The following is a 24,094-nucleotide window of genomic DNA, read 5'->3' on the forward strand; positions in this document are numbered from 1 at the left end:
ATGGCGCTGATCGGCTCCGCACGACGGTCCAGGGCCACGCGGGTGCCCCCGGTGGTCCTGGCCTTCGTCCTCCTGCCGCTGCTCGCCGAGGCCTTCTGGGTCTTCTGGCCCGCCATGCAGGGTTTCTACCTCTCGCTGACCTCGTGGGACGGCTTGTCGGCGCCGACCTTCGTCGGACTCGGCAACTTCAGTGAGATGGTGCACGATTCGGTCTTCCGCACGGCCGCCTGGAACACGGTGCTGTGGTTGGTTCTCTTCGGCGGGCTGTCCGCCGCCCTCGGACTCGGTGCCGCGCTGCTGCTCCAGCAGGAGCGGCGCGGCGTCGGGTTCTACCGGGCGGCGCTGTTCCTGCCGGTGGTCTTCTCACTGGTCGCCACCGCGTTGGTGTGGCAGGCCATGTACCAGCCGGACGGCCTGATCAACAATGTGCTGTCGGCCGTCGGCCTCGGGAACTGGCGGCACGCCTGGCTCGCCGACCAGGACACCGCCTTCTACGCGGTGATCGTGCCCGCGCTGTGGCGCCAGGTCGGTTACGTCATGGTGCTCTACCTCGCCGGCCTCAAGGGCATCGACCCCGCACTGTACGAGGCGGCCAAGGTCGACGGCGCGAACCGCCTCCAGCAGTTCCGGCACATCACGCTGCCGCAGCTCAAGAGCGTCAACGCGGTCGTCCTGTCGGCCATCGTCATCGACTCGCTGCGCTCGTTCGACGTCGTGTGGGCGCTCACCCGTGGCGGCCCGTACCACTCCTCCGAACTGCTGAGCACCTACATGTACTCCACCGCGTTCCAGTCCCTGCGGCTGGGCTACGGCTCCGCGCTCGCCGTCGTCATCTTCGTGCTGGCCTTCGGTGTCATCGCCAGCTACCTCGTGCGCGCCTTCCGGGAGGCCGACTGATGACCGCGACCCACGTCTCCGAAACCGTCAAGGACCGATCGGAGCCGTCCCCCGTGCCGACGCCGGCGACCCGCCGGCCCGTCGTCCGCGGCCGCGCCTGGCGCACCACCGGTTTCCACGTGTCCGCGGGCCTGCTGTCCGCTCTGTGGCTGCTGCCGATCGTCCTCGTCCTGGTCACCAGCACCCGCACCTTCGACGACATCGCCGCGCACGGGGTGGGCAGTTGGCCGCACTCCTTCACCTTCGACGGCTTCCGTCAGGCGTGGGTGGACGGAGGTCAGCAGCAGGCCCTCATCAACAGCATGCTGGTCTCCATCCCCACCGTGCTGCTCTCCCTGGGTCTCGCCTCCACGGCGGCGTTCGCACTCAGCCGCTACGACCTGCCGCTGCGCCGCGTCCTGCTGCTCCTGATGCTCGGCGGCAACCTGCTGCCCCCGCAGATCCTGCTGATCCCCGTCTCCAAACTCAGCGAGGTGCTCGGCATCTACGACCAGCTGTACGCGCTGATCGGGGTGCAGGTCGGCTTCGGCGTCGGCTTCTACGTCTTCGTCCTGCACGGCTTCATGCGGTCGATCCCGGGAGAGATCCAGCAGGCCGCGGTGATCGACGGCGCGAGCCCCTGGCAGATCTACTGGCGGATCATCCTGCCGCTGGCCCGCCCGGCGCTCGCCGCGCTGAGCGCCCTGTCGTTCACCTGGATCTTCAACGACCTGCTGTGGGCCATCACCGTGCTCCGTACGGACACCCAGATGCCCATCACCGCGTCCCTCATCGGGCTGCAGGGCCAGTACGTGTCCATGTGGAACGTCATCGCCGCCGGATCGGTGATCGCCGCCGCCCCGACCGTGGCCGTCTTCCTCCGCTTCCAGCGCCACTTCGTGGCCGGACTCAACCTGGGGGCCGTCAAGTGACCGGGCACGAGCAGTGGTTGCTGCGCACCGACACGACCACCTATGCCGTCACTCTCGGCGGGGACGGCCGCTGGGCCGAACTCGCCGCCTGGGGGCCGCACGGCGCGGAACAGGGTCCGTCGCCGATGGACCGGTCGCAGCGGACCCACTTCATCACCCCCGCCGACGCGGCACCCGCCGAGTACATCCCGTACGGGCTGCGGCCGTTCACCGGAGCGGACCTGATCGCCGGGCAATCGGGCGGCGACCGCGGCAGCTGGTGGCAGTTCACCGGCGCCACTGCGGACGGCGACCGCGCGCTGCGTCTGGGCTTCACCGACGAGGTCCTCGGTCTGCACACGACGCTGTGCTACGAGACCGTCCCGGGCACCGACGTCATCCTGCGCTGGACGGAGCTGACCTGCACCGGCGAGCGGGAGCTGCGGCTCGAGCGCTTCGACTCCGCCGCCGTCAACGTGCCCGCCGAAGGCGGTGCCAGGCTGACCTACCTGGCCGGTCAGTGGTCGCAGGAGTTCCAGCTGAAGCAGCTGGAACTGGAGCGCGGCCGCTTCGAGATGGAGAGCACCCAGGGCTCCGCCGGCCACGCGTACGCCCCCTGGCTCGCGGTCCAGGACGCGGCCGCCCCGGCCGAGGGCACCACCCCCACCTACGGCATCGCCCTGGAGTGGTCCGGGAACTGGCGGATCAGCGCCGACGCCGAACCCGGCGGTTCGGTACGGGTCCGCGCCGGCCGGGTGCCGCACGAGGGCGCCGTCCGCCTCGCTCCTGGCGCCACACTCACCGCGCCCCGGCTGGCCTGCGCCTTCAGCGCGGACGGCCTCGACGGGCTGGCCCGTGTGTGGCACCGCTACGAGCGGCGGCTCACCGGCGACCGCATGAGCCGGCCCCGCAAGGTGCTCTACAACTCCTGGGAGGCGACCGGCTTCGACGTCGACGCCGCAGCGCAGCTGGAACTCGCCAAGGCTGCCGCGGGCCTCGGCGCCGAGCTGTTCGTCGTCGACGACGGCTGGTTCACCGGACGCCACGACGACACGGGTGGCCTCGGCGACTGGGAGCCGGACCCGGCCGGGTTCCCCGGCGGCTTCGACCGGTTCGTCGACGAGGTCCGCGCGCTCGGCATGGACTTCGGGCTGTGGGTCGAACCCGAGGGCATCAGCCCCCGATCCAAGCTGTACGCCGAGCACCCCGAGTGGGTCTACCGTCTCGACGGCCGCCCCGTCACGCTCGTACGCAACCAGCTGCTGCTCGATCTCGGTCGCGCGGACGTCCAGGACTTCGTCATCGGCACCTTCGACCGGCTGCTGGGTGCCCACGCCATCAGTTACCTGAAGTGGGACATGAACAGGCCGCCCACCGAGCGCGGCCGCCCCGGCGGTCCGGCGGGCACCGAGCCGGAGCACCTGGATCTGGATGCCGCCCATGTCGCCGGCTACCTGCGAGTCCTGGATCACCTGCGCACCGCGCACCCCCACGTCACCGTGGAAGGCTGCGCGGGCGGCGGCGCCCGAGTCGAGCATGCCACCATCGCCCGCACCGACGTCGTGTGGCCCAGCGACAACACCGCGCCGCTGGACCGGCTCCGTATCCAGTACGGCTACCTCCACGCCCACGCCCCGCACACCATGAGCTCCTGGGTCACCGACGCCCGCGGCGTCTTCGACCCCCGGCCCCGCACGCTCGCCTTCCGGTTCGTCAACTCCATGGCCGGCGTGCTGGGTATCGGTGCCGACATCCGCGAGTGGACTCCGGAGCAGTGTGCCGAGGCGGCCGAGTGGATCGCCCGCTACAAGGACGTCCGCGATGTCGTCCACCACGGCGAGGTCCACCTGCTGGGCAGCCCGGCCGACCCCACCTGCGGCATCCAGTACGAGGAACCCGGCGGCGGACGCCTGGTGGTGACGGCCTGGAGCACCGGGGTCCTGGACGGCGCGCCCCTGGTGCCCGGCAGGGCCGCCCGGCTGCGGCTGCGCGGCCTTTCGCCGGACGCGCTCTACACGGACCAGGACTCCGGCACCCGCTACAGCGGTGCCCATCTGCTCCACTCGGGACTGCCGTTCGCCTGGACCGCCGGGCACGACGCGGAGCTGGTCGTCCTGGCCCGGCAGTGACGACAGCGACAGAATCTGCACTCCCACCACCACCCTCGGACAGGAGACGAACCGCCCCATGAACCCAGCGGCCCGCTTCACCAACCGTGTTGCCGTAGTCACCGGCGCCGCCTCGGGCATCGGGGCGGCCACCGCGGCACGCCTCGCCGCCGAGGGCGCGGCCGTCGTCCTCGCCGACATCGACGCCGAACGCGGAGAGGACACGACGGCGCGGCTCCGCAAGGACGGCGCGCAGGCCGTCTTCGTCGCCACCGATGTCGCGCGGGAGGCCGACTGGCAGCGGGTGATGGACGCCGCCCACACCTTCGGCCCCGTCAACGTCCTGGTCAGCAACGCCTATACGGTGCAGGTGCTGCCCGCGCACGAGACCACACTCGCCTCCTGGGAACGGCAGTTGTCGGTCAACCTCACCGGGGCCTTCCTCGGCTTCAAGGCGGCGCTGCCCGATCTGCTCGACCACCGGGGGGCTGTGGTGCTCACCTCCTCCGTGCACGCCCACCGCGGCATCCCCGGCCACCCGGCGTACGCGGCGAGCAAGGGCGCACTGCTCTCGCTGTGCGGACAGCTCGCGGTCGAGTACGGCCCGCAGGTACGGGTCAACGCCGTGCTGCCGGGGCCCATCCTCACCGCCGCGTGGGACAGGGTGCCGCAGCACGAGCGTGAGCTGAGCGTCGAGGAGACCGCGGCCCGCCGCTTCGGCACCCCCGAGGAGGTCGCCGCAGCCGTGGCTTTCCTCGTCGCCGACGAAGCCTCGTACATCACCGGATCGAGCCTGCTCGTGGACGGGGGCTGGAGCGTCGTCAAAGCGTCCGCCTGACGGGCCCGGCCGCCCGCCACCCCAGCCCCGACCGACCAGCAAGAAAGGCAAACACATGACGCCATACGCGCGCCGCGGAGTGCACGGCCAGACCGTGGAGACCCTCGCCCGCCGGGTGCTCAGCGGCGAGATCCCCGAGGGAGCGACGCTCGACATGGCGGCCCTGCAGAGCGAACTGGACGTCAGCCTGACCGCCCTGCGCGAGTCGCTGAAGGTCCTCGCGGCCAAGGGCATGGTCGACGCCCGCCAGAAGCGCGGCACCTTCGTGCGGCCGCGCGCCAACTGGAACCTGCTCGACGCCGATGTCCTGCGGTGGCAGTTCTCCGAGAGCAACGGCACCGGCGCCGACCTCGCGCTGCTGCGCAACCTCGGAGAGGTTCGCGGCATCATCGAACCGGCCGCCGTCCGGCTGGCCGCGACCCGCCGTACCGACGCCGACCTCGAAGCGCTGGAGGCGGCGCTGACCGCCATGGGCGAGGAGGGCAGCGCGAGCCACGCCGTCGAGTCCGACCTCGCCTTCCACCGGGCGCTGCTGGCGGCCACCCACAACGAACTGCTGGAACGCATGGAGATGGTCATCGAGTCGGGCCTGGCCCAGCGCGACCAGATCGTGCACAGCGCCCCGCACAGCGAGGACCCCGTGCCCAGTCACCGGGCCGTCCTCGACGCCGTACGGGACCGGGATCCGGACGCCGCCGAGCACGCCATGCGCGCCCTGCTCGACCAGGCGATGCGGGACCTGGACAAGGTCAGCGGCCCGCACGGGGCCGAGAGCGCGGACGGCTCCGCCGAAGCGAAGGACGGCCAGGCAAAGTGAAGATAGTGCGTGTCGAGACCTTCCTCATCCCGCCCCGCTGGCTGTTCTGCCGGATCGAGACCGACGAGGGTGTGGTCGGCTGGGGCGAACCGGTGGTCGAGGGCCGGGCCGAGGTGGTGCGAGCCGCTGTCGAGGTCCTGGCCGAACACCTCGTCGGCCAGGATCCGCTGCGCATCCAGGACCACTGGCAGGTGCTGAGCAAGGGCGGTTTCTACCGGGGCGGGCCCGTGCTCTCCAGCGCCGTGGCCGGCCTCGACCAGGCCCTGTGGGACATCGCCGGCCGCACCCTGGGCGTGCCGGTGCACACCCTGCTCGGCGGGCCCGTCCGCGACACGGTCCGGGTGTACGCCTGGGTGGGCGGCGACGAACCCGCTCGGCTCAAGGAGGAGATCACCGCCCAGGTCGAGGCAGGCTTCACCGCTGTCAAGATGAACGCCGCCGGGCGTACCCCGCCACTCACCAGCCCCGCCGAGACGGCCGCCGTCGTCGAGCGGGTGGCGGCGGCCCGCGAGGCACTCGGCCCGCACCGGGACGTCGCCGTCGACTTCCACGGCCGGTTCAGCGCCGCCAACGCGCGCCGTGTCCTGCACGAGATCGAGCCGCTGCACCCGCTGTTCGTCGAGGAACCCGTGCTGCCCGACCAGGCACACCTGCTCGCAGGGCTGGTCGCCGCGTCGTCCGTCCCGCTCGCCACCGGTGAAAGACTCTACGGACGCGCCGAATTCCTCCCGGCACTGACCGCGGGCATCGCCGTGGCCCAGCCGGACCTGTCGCACGCCGGCGGGATATCCGAGGTCACCCGGATCGCCTCGCTCGCCGAGACCTTCGGGGCCCACCTGGCACCGCACTGCCCGCTCGGGCCCATCGCGCTGGCCGCCAGCCTCCAGGTCGCCTTCGCCACGCCCAACTTCCTGATCCAGGAGCAGAGCCGCGGCATCCACTACAACAAGGACGCGGACCTGCTGTCGTACGTGGTCGACACCGAGCCCTTCCGCTTCGTCGACGGCCAGGCGCACCGCACGGAACTGCCCGGCCTCGGCATCACCGTCGACGAGGACGCCGTCCGCGCGGCCGACCGCGCGGGCCATGCCTGGCGCAACCCCGTGTGGCGACACGCCGACGGCTCCTTCGCCGAATGGTGAACAGCACCCGGCTCCCGGTGTCCGTCGCCACCGACCCCGGGCACGGCGGACGCTGGACCTCGCTGACGGCCGGCGGCCGCGAATGGCTCTGGCACCGCGACGAGCCGCGCCGCTCCCGGGTCGTGCCCGGTGATGTGTTCGCCGACGCCGGAGGGCTGGAGGAGTGCGTGCCCACGGTGCGCGGGCTCCCCGACCACGGGGACGCCTGGTCGCGGCCGTGGCGGCGGGACGGGCACCGCGACGTCGTCGAGTGCCCGGAGTTCCGACTGACCCGCCGCCTCGGTACGGACGCGGGGGCGGCCGTCGCCGACTACACGCTCACCGCCGAACCGGGCTACCGCTTCGTCTGGGCCGCGCACGCCCTGCTGGACCTGTCCCGGGCCGCCCGGATCGGCGTCGAGGGCCCCGCGGTGACCCGGTTGTATCCGGACAAGGGCGCGCGCTGGGTCACCGGCACCTGGCCACGCGTCAGCGGCATCCCGCTGGACCGGCTCGGACCGGACGACGGGACCGCCGTCGGCGCCGTCGTCCTTGCCCCGCACGTATCCGTACACGACGGCCAGGACACACTCCACCTGTCCGTCGAGGCCCCCGGTCAGCCGGTCTCCATCGCCCTGTGGCGCAACCTCGGTGGCTTCCCCCAAGGTGCGCCGTACCGCTCGGTCGGCGTCGAGCCGCTGCTCGGCCGCGTCTTCGACCGCACGGCGGCGCACGACGGCGACACGGCCGTCGTGCCCGCTTCCGGCGAGGTCACCTGGCGGCTCACGATCACCGCGAACCGCCGCTCCTGAACCCCAGCACAGAAAGGAACGTCCGATGGACCTGCTCACCGCGCTGCGCGCGCACCGGCTGCTCGCCATCGTCCGCGGCAGCGACCCGGACGCCGCACTCAAGACCGTCCTCACTCTCGTGGAGGAGGGCGTCACGCTCGTCGAGGTGTCCCTCAGCGGGCGCGACGCCCTCGACGTCATCGCCCGGGCCCGCGCCGCGCTCGGCCCGGACGCCACCCTCGGCGCGGGCACCGTCCTCACCGCCGACGACGCGCGGGCCGCCCACCGGGCCGGAGCCGCGTTCCTCGTCACCCCGGCGGTCAGCGACGGCATCGCCACCGGCAAGGAGCTCGGACTGCCCGTCCTCGCGGGTGTGATGACACCGACCGACATCCTCCAGGCGCTGCGCCTCGGTGCCGACGCACTCAAGCTCTTCCCTGCCGGAAGCGCCGGAGGCCCCGGATATCTGCGGGACCTGCGCGGCCCCTTCCCCGACCTGCCCTTCGTGCCCGTCGGAGGCGTGGACGCCCCGGCCGCCGCCGACTATCTGCGCAGCGGAGCCACGGCCGTCGGCGTCGGCTCGCCCCTGATCGCGGACGCGGCCGACGGAGGCAGCCTCGCCGGCCTTCGCGAGCGCGCACGGGAGTTCCTGGACGTCGTCAGCCCGGAGTCCCGCCCGTGACCACGCCCACGGTCCACGGGATCGACCGCCTCGAACTCGGTGAGGGCATCCGGTGGACGGACGGCCGCGCGGTCCTGACCGACATCCTCTCCGGGCGGTTGCTGTCCGCCTCCGACGACCCCGCCGCACCGCTTGGACTGATCGCCCGACTGCCCTGTCCGCTGGGCGCGGTGGCCCCGGTCGAAGGACGCCCCGGCCGGTGGATCGCGGCGGCGGGTACCGGCATCTGCCGTATCGACGACGCCGGACGCGTCGACTGGATCGCACGCCCCGAGGAAGATGCCCCGGTGCCGATGCGGATGAACGACGGCGTAGCCGACCCGCACGGCCGCTTCTGGGCCGGCAGCATGGCCTACGGGGCGACCGAGGACGCGGGCTCGCTCTACCGCGTGGACCGCGACGGCCGCGTCACCCGCGTGCTGCGGGACATCACGGTCCCGAACGGCCCGGCGTTCACCGCCGACGGCACCGTCATGTATCTCGCCGACAGCGCCCGCGGCATCATCCGGCGCTACCCCGTCGACCCCGACACCGGCGACCTGGGCCAGCCCGGCCTCTTCGTCACTCTCGGTTCGGGCAGCCCCGACGGTATGACGGCCGACGCCGAGGGCGGGCTGTGGACCGCCGTCTGGGGCACCGGACAGGTCCATCGCTACCACCCCGACGGCACCCTCGACCGGATCGTGGAACTGGCCGCCGTCCAGCCCGCCGGACTCTGCCTCGGCGGCCCCGACGGCCGCACCCTCTTCGTCACCAGCGCCCGCATCGGCCTGCCCGATCCGGGTCCACTCGACGGCGCCGTCTTCGCTTCGCGTGTGGACATACCCGGGGCGCCTGCCTCGCCGTACCGCCCGGTGGGCACCGCGGACACCGCGATCTTCGCCGACACACGCTAGGAGACCTACCATGAGCACCCCCTGGCCGCTGCGTGCCGGCCCCGTGGTCTGCGTCGGCGAGACCATGGCCGCCCTTGCTCCCGAACCCCTCGGCCCGCTCGATGCCGCGGACCTTCTCCGGGTCGACATCGCGGGCGCCGAGTCGAACGTCGCTCTGTACCTCGCCGACCACGGCATCCCCGTCCGATGGGTGTCCGCGCTCGGCGACGACCCCTTCGGCAGGCGTGTCCGCGAGCGGGTCGCCGCGGGCGGCGTCGACATCAGCGGCGTCCGCACCGACCCGGACCGGCCCACCGGACTGCTCCTGAAGGACCCCGGCAGGAACAGCACGCGCGTCCACTACCACCGCCGCGGATCCGCCGCCTCGGCCCTCACCCCCGAACTCCTCGACGACCCCACCATGGCGGACACCGCGCTCCTCCACCTCAGCGGAATCACCCCCGCCCTGTCCTCCGGCTGCCACGCCCTCGTCGAGCGGGCACTGCGCCCCGACCGCTCCTACAGCGTCAGCTTCGACGTCAACCACCGGCCCGCCCTCTGGACCGGCCGGTCCGCCGCCGACATCCTGCGGCCCCTCGCGGACCGGGCCGACATCGTGCTCGTCGGCCTCGACGAGGCCCAGGACCTGTGGGGAGAAGCGCTCACCGACCCCCGCGCGGTCCGTGACCTCCTTCCCGGCCCCCGCGTCCTCGTCGTCAAGGACGGGGCCCGCGCGGCCACGGCCTTCGTCGGCCCGGACTCCCACAGCGTGTCCGCCCTGACCGTCCGCGTGGTCGAGCCGGTCGGCGCCGGCGACGCATTCGCCGCCGGATTCCTCAGCGGCCTGCTGCGACAGCTGCCCGTGGAGCGCTCCCTGCGCCTGGGCCATCTGACCGCGGCCTCCGCCCTCCGGGTCTCCGCCGATCACGGCCCCCTGCCGGACCCCGCCGTCATCGCCACGCTGCTCGACGCCGACGAGGAGACGTGGCGCGCCGCCACCATCGACCCTCCGCTCCACTGAGAAGCAGATCCCGGATCCGGAAGCCCCATCTCATCGAGCGTGGTCGGTCTCCACGGCGCGTTGCCACCCGGCTGGTTCGAGAGCATCTTCGCCACCCGGCGCCGGCCCGCCGGGTTCCTGCGCTGGATGTGCGCCGGGCCGCCGGGTAAAAGCGCCCGGCCGAGTGAGGCGGGCGCGGCTGTCCGTCTCCTGACGAGCGGTGTGACGGTTTTTGCGAGACCTTGAGGGGGAGCGCGCCCCACAGAGGCGACGCATATCCAGGGTGACACCCGCACCCAGCGAGGAAGGCGAGCTGTGGTGAGCGATTCGGATACGGGCGCCGCGGGGCGGAGCCAGGGCGAAGTGGCGCAACTCTCGGCGATCGAGTTGAACGTCAACGATCAGCCGCGGCGGCTCGAGGTGGATCCACGGACCTCGCTGCTCGACGCGCTGCGCGAGCATCTGCGGCTGAGCGGGACCAAGAAGGGGTGCGATCACGGGCAGTGCGGCGCGTGCACGGTGCTGATCAACGGTCGGCGCGTCAACTCCTGTTTGACGCTCGCAGTGATGCATGAGGACGACCAGATCGTGACGATCGAAGGTCTGGGCGATCCCGATGGCCTGCACCCCATGCAACGCGCCTTCGTCGAGCGTGACGGCTTCCAATGTGGCTACTGCACCCCCGGCCAGATCTGTTCGGCTGTGGGCATGCTCGCCGAGGTGGAGGCGGGCTGGCCCAGCCACGCCACCGCTGACGTGGCCTCGCCGCGGATCGCGTTGAGCGATGAGGAGATCCGCGAGCGGATGAGCGGCAACATCTGTCGGTGCGCCGCCTATCCGAACATCGTCGCAGCCATCCGCGACATCGCGGGGGGAGGCCCGGAATGAGGTCGTTCACGTACGAGCGGGCGACGGACGCACAGGCCGCCGTCGCTGCGGTGTCCAGAACCGGCGCGAAGTTCATCAGCGGCGGCACCAATCTGCTCGACCTGATGAAGCTCGACATCGAGAAGCCCAGCCATCTGGTGGACATCAGCCGGCTTCCGTTGCGGGACATCGAGGAGCTCCCGGACGGCGGACTGCGCATCGGGGCCCAGGCGGCGAATTCCGATGTGGCCGCCGATGCCCGAGTGCGTACCCGCTACCCGGTGCTGTCGGAGGCACTGGTGGCCGGCGCCTCCGGCCAGCTGCGCAACAAGGCGTCCACCGGGGGAAATCTGTTGCAGCGCACTCGCTGCCCCTACTTCTACGACACGGCTGCGGGCTGCAACAAGCGGGATCCCGGTTCCGGATGCTCGGCGATCGGCGGGTTCAACCGGATTCACGCGATCCTCGGCGTCAGCGACTCCTGCATCGCCACCCACCCCTCGGACATGGCCGTCGCGATGACCGCGCTGGAGGCGGAGATCGAGCTGCTCGACGCCGACAGGTCGGTACGCCGCGTCGCCCTCGCAGACTTCTACCGGCTGCCGGGCGACACGCCGCACATCGAAACCGTGCTGCGTCCTCGCGAGATGATCACGGGCGTGCTCCTTCCCCCGCCCCCGTCGGGCCGGCAGGTCTACCGCAAGGTGCGAGACCGGGCGTCGTACGAGTTCGCGCTGATCTCCGTGGCGGCTGTCGTCTCGACCGATCGGGGAACGATCAGTGAGGCACGGGTGGCTTTCGGCGGTGTGGCGCACAAGCCCTGGCGGTCCATCGAGGCGGAGGCGGCCTTGACCGGCCGTCCCGCCACGATGGCCACCTATCGCGCCGCTGCCGAGGCCGCGATGCGCGACGCCGTGGGGCAGGGGCACAACGACTTCAAGATCGAGCTGGCCAAGCGCACGCTGTGCCGCACGCTGGCGCAAGCGGCTCAGGCGAGCTGAGGAGACGAGATGATCGGGCAAGCTCTGAACCGCGTCGACGGCCCGTTGAAGGTCACCGGCCGGGCCACCTACGCCTACGAGCAGTGGGGGGCCGGCCAACCTCTCTACGGGTTCATCGTCGGCGCGACGATCGGCAAAGGCCGCATCACCCGGATCGACACCGAGAGTGCCGAACGCGCACCCGGCGTAAAGATGGTGATGACCCATCACAATGCCCCCGCGCAGGGTGTCCGTGACGAGTCCATTCCGTTCGAATACTGGCGCGCCCAGCCGGTGCTGACGGGCCCCGACATCCACTATTACGGCGAGCCGGTGGCACTCGTCGTCGCCACGACCCTCGAGCAGGCCCGAGCGGCGGCCGATCTGCTCGAAGTCGAGTACACCGGCGGGCGGGGACGTTTCAACTTCGCCGAGCAGGAAGACGAGGTGTACATCCCGAAGGTGGTCAACGCCGGTCTCCCCACCGACACTGCGGTCGGCGATTTCGATGCCGGGTTCGACAGCGCGGCGGTCAAGGTCGACCAGCAGTACACGACGCCGTACGAGCTCTCGATGCCGATGGAACCGCACGCGTGTCTCGTGGAACCGCGCGACGAGGACCTGACCGTCTACGTCAGTTGCCAGATCGTCGACGCGGCGCGGGCCTCGGTCGCCGCCACGCTTCGGATCGACCCGGAGCGGGTCCACGTCGTCACCCCCTTCGTCGGCGGGGGATTCGGCTCCAAGCTGGGCATCCATTCCGAGACGATCCTGGCCGCGCTCGCCGCTCGCGAGTTGCGCCAACCGGTCAAGGTCGCGATGACCAGGCAGCAGATCTTCCAGCTCGTCGGCAACCGCCCCACATCCAGACAGCGGGTTCGACTGGGCGCGGAGCAGGACGGACAGCTGACCGCGATCGCCCATGACGTCACCATGCACACCAACCCCGACGTGGAGTACGCCGAGCAGACCGCCGCCACGACCCGCAGCCTCTACGCCGCGCCCCACCGGTTGACCAGCCACCGGCTGGCGCCGCTCGATCTGCCGCCCGGGACGGACGTCCGCGCGCCGGGCGAAGCGCCGGGCATGCTGGCGGTCGAGTCGGCGATGGACGAGCTGGCCCACGCGCTCGGGATGGACCCCGTCGAGCTACGGATCCGCAACGAGCCCAGCGTCGATCCCGAGCGAGACGTGCCGTACAGCGACCGGCACCTGGTCGACTGCCTGCGTGAAGGCGCGCGCCGGTTCGGCTGGGAACACCGCCCCGCAACCCCGGCGAGTGTGCGCGACGGGCGGTGGTTGGTCGGCTACGGCATGTCGGCCGCCATCCGCGGGCACTTCCAAGGGCCGACAGCGGTGCGGGTGCGGTTGGAGGCTGACGGCACCGCCGTCGTCCAGACGGACATGACCGACCTCGGCACGGGCACGTACACCGTCCTGACCCAGGTCGCGGCCGAGGGGCTCGGACTGCCACCCGATCGGGTGCGGATCGAGCTCGGGCGTTCCGATTTTCCCACCAGCTGGGGGTCCGGCGGCTCGTGGGGCGCCGCCAGCTCGAGCAATGCGGTGCATGGCGCGTGTATGGACCTGCGCAAGCAGCTCCTGGCCGCGCTGCGCGGCGACACGCGTTCCCCGCTGCACGGCCTGGACCCGGCAGACGCCGTGTTCTCCGATGGCAACGTGGCTATCGGCGGCGCGTCCGAGGCGCTGAGCGAGATCGTCGCACGCAACCGTCCGGAAGGTGTCGAGGCGGAGGGCGGTACCCGCTTCATGGGCGATGATCCGCACTACACGGACTACTCGATCAACACCTACGGGGCCCATTTCGCTGAAGTGGGGGTCGACGCGGACACCGCCGAGATCCGTCTGCGGCGGATGCTCGGCGTGTTCTCGGTGGGCCGCGTGCTCAATGCGAAGACGGCTCGTTCGCAGCTGATCGGCGGCATGATCTGGGGAGCCGGCGCGGCCCTCGAAGAAGAGGCCGTGGTCGACCTGCGATCCGGCGCCTTCGTCAACCGGGACTTCGCGCAATACCTGGTGCCGGTCCACGCCGACGTCCCCGGCGTCGACGCGGTCATCCTTGACGGGTACGACGACAAGGCCAACGTCCTGGGCGCGAAGGGCGTCGGTGAGCTGGGCATCTGCGGGGCCGGTGCGTCGCTCGCGAACGCGGTGTTCAACGCCACCGGCCTGCGCGTGCGCGACTTCCCCATCACCATCGAGAAGGTGCTGCCGGGTCTACCACTGATGGATGCCTGAATCCGTGACGACGGTGCCGGTTCGCCGGCCAGTGGGCGTGAGCCGGCGAAACCGGGACGGTCGCCGGCCCGACCGGATCAAGGCTCGTCCACGATCGGGTGTCCCGGCGCGCCGGCCTGTCCGGCAGGGGGCACTCTGAAGGAATGAGTGATCCGAATCCTGATCCGCACGACGGCCGCCGCGCCCAGCACGAGCGGACGGTTCCGCCGGGGGAGACTCCACCTGCCGAGAGCAGTACAGGGCCGGAAACGGGACCACGAGGTGACGTGACCCGGGGCTGGACCAAAGGACCCCTGTTTGCCATCGGGATCGTTGTCGTGCTGTGCGCCGCGTTCTTCTTGGTGTACGCCATCATCATCTTGGCGCGCTGACCGTACTGCACGAGCGGATACCGGCGGGACACCAGGCCGGCGCCAACTCGTCCGAGCCGTTGGGTTACTTGGGTCCCGTCCATCGGCTGCGTCCCGAGCCGTACTCGCGGGCGCGGTGAGCCCGGTGCCGTGTCGGGGCTCGACGTCGCCCGGGCCACATCCCGATGTGGTCCTGTCCCAGCTCCGGCATCGCTCCGGTGCTCGATGCCCGGTGCGGTTGTCCGGTCGACTCGGCCATACATGCCCCGGCCGCGCACCCCGCGCCTGTCAGTGGTTCGTGAGCGCGAGCCCCTCGACGGTGTCCCGCGCGCCGGTGACGGCCCCGGTCGGCACAGCGCCGTCCAGGGCGCTCAGCTCCGCTGTGGTCAGGGTGATGTCGGCCGCTCCGACGTTCTCCTCCAGATAGGCCCGCCGCTTGGTCCCGGGGATGGAGACGGCGCCCTGCGCCGCAACCCAGGCCAGGGCGATCTGTCCCGGAGTCGCCCCCTGCGCCGCGGCGATGGCACCGACCCGGTCCACGAGCGCGAGATTGGCGGCGATGCTCTCGGGTGAGAAGCGGGGCAGGCCCCGGCGCGCGTCGTCGGGGTCGAGGTCGTCGATGCTGCGGATGGCTCCGGACAGGAAGCCGCGGCCGAGGGGAGAGAAGGCGACCAGGCCGATTCCCAGCTCGTCCAGCACCGTCTTGATCCCGTTCTCCAGGAGATCCCGGCTGAAGAGGGACAGCTCCGACTGCACGGCGGTGATCGGGTGGACGGCGTGCGCGCGCCGGATCGTTGCGGCGGCGGCCTCGGAGAGCCCGAGGTGACGCACCTTGCCGGCCGTGACCAGCTCGGCCATGGCGCCAACGGTCTCCTCGATCGGGACGGCGGGATCGACACGGTGGAGATAGTAGAGATCGATGGTGTCCGTCTCCAGATGGCGAAGCGACCGTTCCACCGCTCGGCGGACGTGCTCGGCCCGCCCGTCCAGCGGTGTGCCGTCGGCGTCGAAGTCCATGGCGAACTTTGTCGCGATGGTGACCTCGGAGCGGCGGTGGCCAAGGGCTCGGGCGATGAGCTTCTCGTTCTCGAACGGCCCGTACGCCTCGGCCGTGTCGATGTGCGTCACTCCCAGATCCACCGCCCGGTTGAGAGTGGCCACCGCCTCGGTCTCGTCCCGTGCTCCGTAGAACGCACTCATGCCCATGGCGCCGAAGCCCTGCATCGGTACCCGCAGGCCGTTACTGCCCAGATCAATCGTCTTCACGGTTCGTCTCACTTCTCGTGCTTGCAACGGTTTCCGGTGGCACGCACCGTTACGGGACCTGGGATCCCGGTTCTCGCCCGGAGCAGGTGGTGCGGCGCGGCCACGTGCCAACCGTGCCTCCTGGAGTGCGCTCCAGGTCAAACGGAAGACGTGCCGCCCTGTGATGCTGCGCGGTCGGCGCCACCGGTTACGACGTCGCTTGACCTGGAGTGCACTCCAGGTTGCATAGTGGTGGGGTGGACGAGGTGATATTGCCCGATATATCTGTCAAGGTGCCGCCCCAGGGGTTGCCCATCGGGGAGGCGGCAGCTCTCTGCGGTCTGAGCATCGACACCTTGCGCTACTACGAGCGCGAAGGCCTGACGCTCCACCCCGCGCCGCGCTCGGCGTCCGGGCGCCGCCGGTACGGTGTCAACGACCTGGCGTGGCTGGCCGGGCTCGTCATGCTGCGGGAGACGGGCATGCCGATCGCGGACATCCGGCGGTACGCTGCGCTGGCCCGTCGGCAGGGAACCGACGCCGAACGGCTGCAGGTCCTCGAACAGCACCGCCGCGAGGTGATCGCGCGCATGGAGCAGACGCGGAAACACCTGGCCGCGATCGACCGGAAGATCGCTGCGTACCGGAACGTCATCGGAGTACAGGAACCGTGACACCCGGCCGCCTCCCTTGCGGCCGACGCAGCTCTCGGCTCTGATACCCGACGGCGCGCGTCAGGTGAGGCGATCACCGAGGGTGCGAGCGAGGAACTCGAGTCCTTCCCGGATTTCGATGCCGGGTTCGGCCGTGAATACGGTCAGAATCTGCGACGGTCGGAGTGTCACGACGACCAGGTCCAGTGCGCGACCTCGGGCAGGTCGTCGCCGTGTTCGCGGATCCAGTCGTGGTGGCGATTGCGGGCGTCCGCCATGGCCTCCCGGGTGGCGGCGGCCCGGGCACCGAGGTGAGGAACCCGGTCGATGACGTCCATGACCAGCCGGTAGCGGTCCAGGTCGTTGCGCACCACCATGTCGAACGGCGTCGTGGTGGTGCCGGACTCCTTGTAGCCCCGCACATGCAGGTGCGGGTGGGCGGCCCGGCGGTAGGCGAGCCGGTGGATCAGCCACGGGTAGCCGTGGTACGCGAAGATCACCGGCCGGGACGTGGTGAAGACCGCGTTGAACTCGACGTCGGGCATACCGTGCGGGTGTTCCGTCGCGGGCATCAGCCGGGTCAGATCCACGACGTTGACCACCCGGAACATCAGGTCCGGCAGGTGACGCCGGAGGAGGTCGGCCGCGGCCAGTACCTCCTGGGTGGGGACATCACCGGCACAGGCCAGGACGACGTCGGGTTCACGGTCGCCGTTCTCGGTTCCGGCCCACTCCCAGATGCCGACGCCGCGTGCACAGTGGGCACGCGCCTGATCCATGTTGAGCCAGTCGAAGCACGGTTGCTTGCCGGCGACCACGACGTTGACATAGTCCCGGCTGCGCAGCACGTGGTCGGCGATGGACAGCAGGGTGTTCGCGTCCGGGGGCAGATAGACGCGCACCACTTCGGGGCTCTTGTTGAGGATGTGGTCGACGAAGCCGGGGTCCTGGTGTGAGAAGCCGTTGTGGTCCTGGCGCCACACGTGCGAGGTGAGCAGGTAGTTCAACGAGGCGATCGGCGCGCGCCAGGGAAGCTGACGAGAGGTGTGCAGCCACTTGACGTGCTGGTTGACCATGGAGTCGACGATGTGGACGAACGCCTCGTAGCACGAGAAGAGACCGTGACGGCCGGTGAGGAGGTAGCCCTCCAGCCAGCCCTGGCAGGTGTGTTCGGACAGGATCTCCATCACCCGGCCGTCCCGGGCCAGGTGTTCGTCGGTGGGCAGCATCTGCTCCTGCCAGGCCTTGCCGCTGGCTCCGTAGACGGCCTGGAGCCGGTTTGACGCGGTCTCGTCGGGCCCGAACAGACGGAAGTCCCGGCGCTGCGCGGTATCCGCCATGATGCGCTCCAGCATCCCGCCCAGGACGCGGGTCGGCTCGTGCCGGGTCGTCCCCGGCTTGTCGACGGGCACCGCATAGTGCTCGAGCGGCGGCACAGGCAGGGTGCGCAGCATCCGGCCACCATTCGCGTACGGGGTGGCCCCGAGGCGGCGTTCACCCTCCGGCACGCACGCCAACACCTGCTCGGTGGGACGCCCGGTGGGGTCGAAGAGGTCTTCGGGACGGTAGGAACGCAGCCATTCCTCCAGCTGCGCGAGGTGAGCGGGGTTCTCCCGGACGGCGGGAAGCGGGACCTGATGGGCGCGCCATGTGCCCTCCACCGGCAGCCCGTCGACCTCGACGGGCCCGGTCCAGCCCTTCGGCGTACGCAGCACGATCACCGGCCAGCGTGCCCGACGGCGCTCTCCGCCGTGGCGTGCGGCGTGTTGGATGGCGCAGATCCTGTCCACGGCGGTGTCCATCGCGGCGGCCATGGCGCGGTGCACGGCTGCGGGGTCGTCGCCGCTGACGTGGAGCGGCTCGTGCCCCAGTCCGTGCATCAGCTGCTCGAGTTCGTCCTCGGGGATACGGGCCAGCACGGTGGGGTTGGCGATCTTGTAGCCGTTCAGATGCAGAATGGGCAGCACCGCGCCGTCGTGGACGGGGTCGAGGAACTTGTTGCCGTGCCAGGAGGCGGCCAGCGGGCCGGTCTCCGCCTCGCCGTCGCCGATCACACAGGCGACCAGCAGTGCCGGGTTGTCCAGCGCGGCTCCGTAGGCGTGGGCGAGCGAGTAGCCCAGTTCGCCGCCCTCGTGGATGGAGCCGGGGGTCTCCGGCGCGACATGGCTGGGCACGCCGCCGGGGAAGGAGAACTGCCGGAACAGCCGCTCCATCCCCTCCGTGTCCCGGGTGACGTCCGGGTACGTCTCCGTGTAGGTGCCCTCCAGCCAGGAGTTGGCCAGCACCGCGGGGCCGCCGTGCCCGGGGCCCCAGATGCACAGCACGTTCTGGGCGCGGTTCTTGATGATCCGGTTGAGGTGCGTGTAGACGAGATTGAGCCCGGGAGAGGTGCCCCAATGGCCGAGCAGCCGTGGCTTGATGTGCTCGGTGCGCAGCGGCTCTGCCGGCAACGGATTCGCCATGAGGTAGATCTGCCCGGCCGAGAGGTAGTTGGCGGCGCGCCAGTGGGCGTCGAGAGCGGCTGCCTCCTGGTCGGTGATCGTGCCGACCGAGTCCGGAGCGGTGGTCATTCGTGCCTCCGTCTGCGCGGTGAAGGGGGTGTTCTCTCGTCGGTACCCGATTCATCGGCTCACAGGCGTGAGCCCGCGGACCGTGAACGCCGAGCCCTTGCCGGACTCCCGGAGGAGCAGGAGCCCGATGGCGGGGAGGAGTGCCCCGGCATCGTTGGGCAGCTCCCTCTCGCACGGTACGAGCGCCTTGGGCGGCGCCCCCTGGAGCGCCGACACCCCGGGAACCCGCGGACCTGCGGCCGTCGGAGGCGGAGGCCGCCCGCGGGCATCCGGTTGAACGTTCCGAAGGGGCGGGAACATCAGCGCCGGTACCTGCCGAGTGGCCCGGTGCGGTCAGCGCTGCCCGGTTCACCTCCGGTGTCACCTGTGCCGACGAAGCTTCCGGGACGTGTCCAGCGTGCGCATTCCACGGCCCGGCGGCACCCCTGGCGGGACCGAACGGGCGACGACGTCCGTCGCGGCGGGAAGGTCCGATCGGTGGCCACCCGACGCGCCGATGCCGAGCGTGCCGATCCGCTGCGGGTCGAGCTGGTCGAGAGCGGCGAGGAAGGTCACCGCACTCCTGATGTCTTCTGCACGGGCGAACGGGTTCTCAGGCCGCCGCCTCCTCCTCGCATCCTGGACGGGTTCCGAGGTTGTCTCTCCTCAAGGAAACCGATCCAAGCGGCTGACCAGCATTCGGGGAGTGCGACTCCGGGATCAGCGCACGGTTGTGCGAGGGGAGTCGGCCCATCGGCGCCATCTGCGCACCAGGAGGCGCAAACGGCTGCACCAAAGGGCCCGTTGACGCTGCCAGGCACGGGAGCGGCGGCTGGAGGCGAGTTCGGCGAAGAGCTCGTCGTAGGTACGGGCGATAGGGCCGGGGTCGTAGCGGCGGGCGGTCGCGAGGGCGGCCTGGCCCATGCGGTGGCGTGCGCCTTCGTCGGCTACGAGGTCGAGCAGAGCGTCGGCGAGCGCCTTGCGGTCACCGACCGGCACCAGCCGGCCGTCCACGCCGTCGTGGATGATCTCGCCGGGGCCGAGCGGGCAGTCGGTGCTGACGACGGGGACGCCGCAACGCATCGCCTCGACGATGGTCATGCCGAAGGATTCCGCGTCGGAGGCGACTGCGACGATCGATGCCTGGGCGAACTCGTGTTCGATCGGCGAGCGGGAGCCCATCAACGTCGCCTGCTTTCCCAGGTTGTGGTCGTCGATCAGTTGCTGCAGTGGGTCCTTGTCGGTGCCCGTGCCGTAGATGCGCAACGACCAGTCGGGGTGCTGGGCGGCGACATCGGCGAACGCATCGATCAACAGGTCGAAGCGTTTGGCCCGGGTCAGACGGCCGGCTGCGGCGATGACCTGGGCGGTGCCGTCGGCGGGCGGGATATCCGTTTCGGGCACGCTGTTCGGCACGGCGAGGACGGGTACGCCCGGCAGCCGCATCTTTGCCCGGTACGCGTCGGCGTCTGCCTCGGTGGTGGTGACCACGGCGTCCAGGGTGCGGTAGTGGCGGGCGAGGTGGGCGCGCAGTTTCTTGCTGTGGGTGTCGTGGGTGAGGTGTTCCTGGGCGATGCGCAGCGCGCGGGGCGGGCCGCACCGCGCGAGGTAGACGTTGACGCCGGGCCGGGTGCCGATGATCACATCCGCGTCGCAGGTGCGCAGGTACTCCTCGGCCCGTAGGTCGGTGAGTCGGCTGTACTGGCGGTAGCGCTTCTCGGCCGCTGGGAAGATCTCGGCCGGCTGGTGCAGTCGTGGGTCGGCGGAGTCCTCGGAGTCCGGGCGGATGTCGACGAGGGGCACCACCGTCACGCGCGGGTCGACGGAGAAGCGGGGGTTCTCGCGATGGCGGAGCATGGAGGCGATTTCCACCTCGTGACGGTCCGCCAGCGCGGCGGCCAGATTGAGGGTGGTGCGGATGGTCCCGCCTATGCCGTAGACGTTGTGGATCAGGAAGGCGATCTTCACAGGGGCGATTCCATTCCTTGTCTGCCGACCGATTCCGGTGCGGCGAAGTCGAGCGGCGCGGCGGTCGCCGGGGCGGCTGTGCAGCGGTCCGGTTGCGGGGGCAGGCCCGCAGTAGTTCCAGGCCCAGCGGCAGCAGGGAGTGACCGACCCCGTGGGGGCGGCGTCGGCGAGAGGGGCACGCCGACGCGGAGCCGGTGGACGAGAGGCGGCTACTCGGCAAAGGTACTACACGTTGTAGAACTTCATTTCGGGGCGCCCGGGCGTGTGGCGCCGTGCGGCTGCGCCGAGAGCCCGGCGACGTGAGCGCGATCACTGACCGGCTCGCCGGGCCGTCCGGTCCGGCCGCCGGTGCTCGCGCTGCGGTGCGGCCCGAGCTGCGAGGGTGGCGCCTGCCTTGGGTGTGTATTCCTCTGCCTGCGTGGGTGGCGGCTCCCGCCCGAGCGACTATTCCCCAACTTCTACATCATGTAGTAGCTTCGGCCGCACCCGGGACCTGGTCCGAGCACCGGACCGTGCCGGGCGACAGCGTCCTCGCGCGCCTGGACTCCAGTCCGCTGACGAGGCCGAAGCAACTCCCGTCCTGCCCTCGCCAGCAAGGAGACTGATCGGCTGTGTCCTATCGCGACAACGTGGCGGGGGTGCGGACACTCCCGCCGTACCAGCACCCCGGACCGCAGGAGCCGGACGCCCGGCGGATCGTCATCATCTCGGCAGGTGTGGGCGCGGGACACAACGGCGCGGCCGACGAACTCGCCCAGCGCCTCCGGCGCGACGGATTCCTGGTCGACCGGCACGACTTTCTCGACCTGCTCCCGGCCCGGCTGGGCACACTCCTGTCCGGCACCTATCACCGTCTGCTGACCTGGGCGCCCACCGGCTATCAACGGATCTACGCGGCCACCGAGCACACGGGGCGCCCCGGACCCGCCGTGCGTGTCCTGTTCCGCAGCGCCGAGCGCCGCACTCTGCGGGTGATCCCCCGGGACACCTGTGCCGTCGTCTCCACCTATCCGGGAGCAAGTCAGGTGCTCGGGAGCTTGCGCCTGCGAGGACGCCTGGCCGTTCCCACGATCACCTATCTCACCGACTTCTCGGTCCACTCCTTGTGGGTTGCACCCGGCATCGACTCGCACCTGGCCACCCATCGGATACCCGCGCGGCAGGCCGGCGCGCAGGGTGCCGCCAGGGTCACGGTGACCGGCCCGGTGGCCGACCCGCGCTTCGCTCCCGCTACCGCAGCGGTACGAGGCGCGGCACGTGCTCGGTTCGGGCTTCCCGCACATTCCGCGCTGGCCTTGCTGGTCGCGGGCTCGTGGGGCGTGGGTCCCGTCGAGCAGGTGGCCGCCGAGATCCAAGACGGCGGGGTCGCCGTGCCGGTCGTGGTGTGCGGACGCAACCAGGCGCTGGCCGAACGGCTGCGCAGGACCGGCGTCAAGCATGTGTACGGGTGGGTCGAGGACATGCCCGCGCTCATGTCCGCGGCCGACGTGCTGGTGCAGAACGCGGGCGGCCTTACCTCGCTGGAGGCATTCTCCAGCGGTCTACCCGTCGTCAGCTACCGCTGCATACCCGGCCATGGACAGACCAACGCCGCAGCCTTGCAGGACGCCGGACTTGCCGCCTGGATACGCGAGCCCGCCCACCTCACCCCGGTGCTCACCGAGCTGCTCCACGGTCCGCGCGGCCGCCAACAGCGCATCCGGGGGCTGGAGTTGTTCCGGCAGGAAGGCGGTCCTGCTGAGGTCATCGCCGCAGCAGCGGGCCAGATCGCCACTTCCCGGACCGCGACGGTTCGGCGGAAGGCAGGCACCACAGCTCGCCGTCCGGTCAGGCTCGGCGTCCCGTTGATGGCCGCGGCCGCGGCCGCCACCGTCGTATTGGGCATAGGGACCCCGCTTGCCGAGGCATACGGCGACTCCCCGGCCCGATTCGGTGCCCTCTCCCACTTCCTGGACGGAGACCGGCGATGACGCCCGGCCGACCGGCCGGCACCATCCTGCGTGCCGGGGCGGTGGCGCTGCCCGTGCTCGCTGTTACCCATGCCGCGCCGGCCGTCTCCGCCTTCGGGTCGCTGCGCAACCGGCTCATGCCGCGCCTGGCCGGACAGGGACGGCTTGACCACGTCGCCCTCACCTTCGACGACGGCCCCGACCACCTGTCCACCCCGCACTTCCTGCGCCTCCTGGAGGCTTGGGAGCTGCGGGCGACGTTCTTCCTGCTCGGCTCGATGGCGGTGCGTTCACCCGGACTCGTGAGGGAGATGTCCGCGGCGGGGCACGAGATCGCTCTGCACGGCTGGGCCCACCGCCCGCTGCTATGGCGCGGCCCCCGGGCCACGTACGACGACCTGGCCCGCGCCCGCGACATGGTCGTCGGCCTCACCTGCACACCGCCCCGCTTCTTCCGGCCCCCGTACGGTGTCATGACCACCGGCGCGCACGTGGCCTGCCGCCGCCTCGGCCTGACCCCCGTCCTGTGGACCGCCTGGGGCGAGGACTGGCGGAAGCGTGCGACCCCCCGCAGCGTTCACGACACCGTCGTGGCCGACCTCCGCGGCGGCGGCACGATCTTGCTGCACGATTCCGACTGCACCTCCACCACCGGCTCCTGGCGCAACACCCTCGGCGCACTTCCCCGACTGCTGGACACCTGCCGGGAAAGCGGCTGGGATGTCGGCCCACTGCGCGACCACGGCAGGCACGTCCCGGAGGGCTGCGGCCGGTGACCGCTCCCATGCTCTCTACATGGCGTAGTAGCTTGGGTGTCCGGAAACGTGGTCGTGTCGTACAGATGACGGACCGGTGTGAAAGGCGGGGAGCGTGAGCGAGCAGGATGGCCCGGCGGCGGGTCGGCGTGCGCCCGGCGAGCTGGAGAGCGAAGTCCTGGCAGCCCTGTGGGCGGCCGGGGAGCCCGTCGGTGCGGGCGTCGTACGCGAGCAGGTGGCGGGTGATCCCGCCTACACCACCGTCCTGACGATCCTGTCCCGGCTGCACGACAAGGGACTGGTCACCCGAAAGCGCGCCGGGCGCGGCTACCTCTATTCCCCGGTACGCGATGAGGCCGGGCACGCGGCAGCCGGGATGCGCGACCTGCTGGAGCACGGCGGGAACCGTGCCGCGGTCCTGGCCCGGTTCGTCTCCGAGCTGCCCGCCGAGGACGAGAAGCTGCTGGAGCAGCTGCTGCGCGGACACGCGGAGGACTAGA

General features: G+C 71.0%; 22 protein-coding genes. 18 read left to right on the forward strand and 4 right to left on the reverse strand.

Going from position 1 to position 24,094, the window contains the following annotated elements:
- The 14 genes from ACIA8E_RS13260 to ACIA8E_RS13325 all read left to right on the forward strand — a co-directional run bounded on the left by ACIA8E_RS13260 (position 1) and on the right by ACIA8E_RS13325 (position 14,496).
- The gene (locus ACIA8E_RS13260) at positions 1 to 897 is read left to right on the forward strand and encodes a carbohydrate ABC transporter permease (RefSeq protein ID WP_399297487.1); all 897 of its coding nucleotides are present in this window, start codon (positions 1 to 3) and stop codon (positions 895 to 897) included.
- On the forward strand, positions 897 to 1,808 hold the full coding sequence (locus ACIA8E_RS13265) for a carbohydrate ABC transporter permease (RefSeq protein WP_399297489.1): 912 nt from the start codon (positions 897 to 899) through the stop codon (positions 1,806 to 1,808). The genes ACIA8E_RS13260 and ACIA8E_RS13265 overlap by 1 nt, the downstream gene beginning before the upstream one ends.
- Positions 1,805 to 3,916, forward strand: coding sequence for an alpha-galactosidase (locus ACIA8E_RS13270; RefSeq protein WP_399297491.1), 2,112 nt, complete (start codon positions 1,805 to 1,807; stop codon positions 3,914 to 3,916). Before ACIA8E_RS13265 ends, ACIA8E_RS13270 begins: the two co-directional genes overlap by 4 nt.
- A gap of 58 nt (positions 3,917 to 3,974) precedes the next feature.
- The gene (locus ACIA8E_RS13275) at positions 3,975 to 4,733 is read left to right on the forward strand and encodes an SDR family NAD(P)-dependent oxidoreductase (protein ID WP_399297493.1); all 759 of its coding nucleotides are present in this window, start codon (positions 3,975 to 3,977) and stop codon (positions 4,731 to 4,733) included.
- 55 nt (positions 4,734 to 4,788) lie between these two features.
- Complete coding sequence (locus ACIA8E_RS13280; RefSeq protein ID WP_399297495.1) at positions 4,789 to 5,550, forward strand: FadR/GntR family transcriptional regulator; 762 nt, start codon at positions 4,789 to 4,791, stop codon at positions 5,548 to 5,550.
- On the forward strand, positions 5,547 to 6,692 hold the full coding sequence (gene dgoD, locus ACIA8E_RS13285) for a galactonate dehydratase (RefSeq protein ID WP_355762090.1): 1,146 nt from the start codon (positions 5,547 to 5,549) through the stop codon (positions 6,690 to 6,692). The genes ACIA8E_RS13280 and dgoD overlap by 4 nt, the downstream gene beginning before the upstream one ends.
- On the forward strand, positions 6,686 to 7,483 hold the full coding sequence (locus ACIA8E_RS13290; protein WP_399297497.1) for a hypothetical protein: 798 nt from the start codon (positions 6,686 to 6,688) through the stop codon (positions 7,481 to 7,483). The genes dgoD and ACIA8E_RS13290 overlap by 7 nt, the downstream gene beginning before the upstream one ends.
- Before the next feature lie 25 nt (positions 7,484 to 7,508).
- Positions 7,509 to 8,144 (forward strand): bifunctional 4-hydroxy-2-oxoglutarate aldolase/2-dehydro-3-deoxy-phosphogluconate aldolase, encoded by a 636-nt coding sequence (locus ACIA8E_RS13295; RefSeq protein ID WP_399297499.1) that lies wholly within the window; start codon positions 7,509 to 7,511, stop codon positions 8,142 to 8,144.
- Positions 8,141 to 9,040, forward strand: a complete 900-nt coding sequence (locus tag ACIA8E_RS13300) for an SMP-30/gluconolactonase/LRE family protein (protein WP_399297501.1) — start codon at positions 8,141 to 8,143, stop codon at positions 9,038 to 9,040. The genes ACIA8E_RS13295 and ACIA8E_RS13300 overlap by 4 nt, the downstream gene beginning before the upstream one ends.
- A gap of 10 nt (positions 9,041 to 9,050) precedes the next feature.
- On the forward strand, positions 9,051 to 10,040 hold the full coding sequence (locus tag ACIA8E_RS13305; RefSeq protein ID WP_399297503.1) for a sugar kinase: 990 nt from the start codon (positions 9,051 to 9,053) through the stop codon (positions 10,038 to 10,040).
- Between the two features lie 297 nt (positions 10,041 to 10,337).
- The gene (locus ACIA8E_RS13310; RefSeq protein ID WP_399297505.1) at positions 10,338 to 10,907 is read left to right on the forward strand and encodes a 2Fe-2S iron-sulfur cluster-binding protein; all 570 of its coding nucleotides are present in this window, start codon (positions 10,338 to 10,340) and stop codon (positions 10,905 to 10,907) included.
- The gene (locus tag ACIA8E_RS13315) at positions 10,904 to 11,887 is read left to right on the forward strand and encodes an FAD binding domain-containing protein (RefSeq protein WP_399297507.1); all 984 of its coding nucleotides are present in this window, start codon (positions 10,904 to 10,906) and stop codon (positions 11,885 to 11,887) included. Before ACIA8E_RS13310 ends, ACIA8E_RS13315 begins: the two co-directional genes overlap by 4 nt.
- Before the next feature lie 9 nt (positions 11,888 to 11,896).
- Positions 11,897 to 14,125 carry a molybdopterin cofactor-binding domain-containing protein gene (locus tag ACIA8E_RS13320; protein WP_399297509.1) on the forward strand — a complete coding sequence of 743 codons (2,229 nt, stop codon included), beginning with the start codon at positions 11,897 to 11,899 and terminating at the stop codon, positions 14,123 to 14,125.
- Between the two features lie 143 nt (positions 14,126 to 14,268).
- On the forward strand, positions 14,269 to 14,496 hold the full coding sequence (locus tag ACIA8E_RS13325) for a DUF6480 family protein (protein ID WP_399297511.1): 228 nt from the start codon (positions 14,269 to 14,271) through the stop codon (positions 14,494 to 14,496).
- Positions 14,497 to 14,763: 267 nt separating this feature from the next.
- Here ACIA8E_RS13325 and ACIA8E_RS13330 read toward each other — a convergent pair whose 3' ends face one another.
- Positions 14,764 to 15,741: an aldo/keto reductase gene (locus tag ACIA8E_RS13330; RefSeq protein ID WP_399297513.1), complete on the reverse strand. Its 978-nt coding sequence runs from the start codon at positions 15,739 to 15,741 to the stop codon at positions 14,764 to 14,766.
- A 287-nt stretch (positions 15,742 to 16,028) separates the two neighbouring features.
- On the opposite strand from ACIA8E_RS13330, the gene ACIA8E_RS13335 reads away from it, so the two are divergent.
- Entirely contained in the window at positions 16,029 to 16,394 is a 366-nt protein-coding gene (locus tag ACIA8E_RS13335; RefSeq protein WP_399297515.1) for a MerR family transcriptional regulator, read from the forward strand.
- A 167-nt stretch (positions 16,395 to 16,561) separates the two neighbouring features.
- Here ACIA8E_RS13335 and ACIA8E_RS13340 read toward each other — a convergent pair whose 3' ends face one another.
- The 3 genes from ACIA8E_RS13340 to ACIA8E_RS13350 all read right to left on the reverse strand — a co-directional run bounded on the left by ACIA8E_RS13340 (position 16,562) and on the right by ACIA8E_RS13350 (position 20,890).
- Positions 16,562 to 18,943, reverse strand: a complete 2,382-nt coding sequence (locus ACIA8E_RS13340) for a phosphoketolase (protein ID WP_399297517.1) — start codon at positions 18,941 to 18,943, stop codon at positions 16,562 to 16,564.
- A gap of 360 nt (positions 18,944 to 19,303) precedes the next feature.
- Positions 19,304 to 19,498: a hypothetical protein gene (locus tag ACIA8E_RS13345; protein ID WP_399297519.1), complete on the reverse strand. Its 195-nt coding sequence runs from the start codon at positions 19,496 to 19,498 to the stop codon at positions 19,304 to 19,306.
- A gap of 144 nt (positions 19,499 to 19,642) precedes the next feature.
- The gene (locus ACIA8E_RS13350; protein WP_399297521.1) at positions 19,643 to 20,890 is read right to left on the reverse strand and encodes a glycosyltransferase family 4 protein; all 1,248 of its coding nucleotides are present in this window, start codon (positions 20,888 to 20,890) and stop codon (positions 19,643 to 19,645) included.
- A 611-nt stretch (positions 20,891 to 21,501) separates the two neighbouring features.
- Between ACIA8E_RS13350 and ACIA8E_RS13355 the strand changes: the two genes are divergently transcribed.
- The 3 genes from ACIA8E_RS13355 (at position 21,502) to ACIA8E_RS13365 (ending at position 24,093) form a co-directional block, all read left to right on the forward strand.
- Positions 21,502 to 22,860: a glycosyltransferase gene (locus ACIA8E_RS13355; RefSeq protein WP_399297523.1), complete on the forward strand. Its 1,359-nt coding sequence runs from the start codon at positions 21,502 to 21,504 to the stop codon at positions 22,858 to 22,860.
- Entirely contained in the window at positions 22,857 to 23,615 is a 759-nt protein-coding gene (locus ACIA8E_RS13360) for a polysaccharide deacetylase family protein (protein ID WP_399297525.1), read from the forward strand. The genes ACIA8E_RS13355 and ACIA8E_RS13360 overlap by 4 nt, the downstream gene beginning before the upstream one ends.
- A 94-nt stretch (positions 23,616 to 23,709) precedes the next feature.
- Entirely contained in the window at positions 23,710 to 24,093 is a 384-nt protein-coding gene (locus ACIA8E_RS13365) for a BlaI/MecI/CopY family transcriptional regulator (RefSeq protein WP_399297527.1), read from the forward strand.
- The last annotated feature ends 1 nt before the right edge of the window (position 24,094 follow it).

It is taken from the genome of Streptomyces sp. NPDC051664 (assembly GCF_044453545.1).
Taxonomy (GTDB): Bacteria; Actinomycetota; Actinomycetes; order Streptomycetales; family Streptomycetaceae; genus Streptomyces.

Bases quoted from the DNA above. Each gene is read 5' to 3' on its own strand.
- ACIA8E_RS13260 (WP_399297487.1), top strand. From the start codon at position 1: ATGGCGCTGATCGGCTCCGCACGACGGTCCAGGGCCACGCGGGTGCCC.
- ACIA8E_RS13265 (WP_399297489.1), top strand. From the start codon at position 897: ATGACCGCGACCCACGTCTCCGAAACCGTCAAGGACCGATCGGAGCCG.
- ACIA8E_RS13275 (WP_399297493.1), top strand. From the start codon at position 3,975: ATGAACCCAGCGGCCCGCTTCACCAACCGTGTTGCCGTAGTCACCGGC.
- ACIA8E_RS13280 (WP_399297495.1), top strand. From the start codon at position 4,789: ATGACGCCATACGCGCGCCGCGGAGTGCACGGCCAGACCGTGGAGACC.
- ACIA8E_RS13290 (WP_399297497.1), top strand. From the start codon at position 6,686: ATGGTGAACAGCACCCGGCTCCCGGTGTCCGTCGCCACCGACCCCGGG.
- ACIA8E_RS13295 (WP_399297499.1), top strand. From the start codon at position 7,509: ATGGACCTGCTCACCGCGCTGCGCGCGCACCGGCTGCTCGCCATCGTC.
- ACIA8E_RS13305 (WP_399297503.1), top strand. From the start codon at position 9,051: ATGAGCACCCCCTGGCCGCTGCGTGCCGGCCCCGTGGTCTGCGTCGGC.
- ACIA8E_RS13315 (WP_399297507.1), top strand. From the start codon at position 10,904: ATGAGGTCGTTCACGTACGAGCGGGCGACGGACGCACAGGCCGCCGTC.
- ACIA8E_RS13320 (WP_399297509.1), top strand. From the start codon at position 11,897: ATGATCGGGCAAGCTCTGAACCGCGTCGACGGCCCGTTGAAGGTCACC.
- ACIA8E_RS13325 (WP_399297511.1), top strand. From the start codon at position 14,269: ATGAGTGATCCGAATCCTGATCCGCACGACGGCCGCCGCGCCCAGCAC.
- ACIA8E_RS13340 (WP_399297517.1), bottom strand. From the start codon at position 18,943: ATGACCACCGCTCCGGACTCGGTCGGCACGATCACCGACCAGGAGGCA.
- ACIA8E_RS13360 (WP_399297525.1), top strand. From the start codon at position 22,857: ATGACGCCCGGCCGACCGGCCGGCACCATCCTGCGTGCCGGGGCGGTG.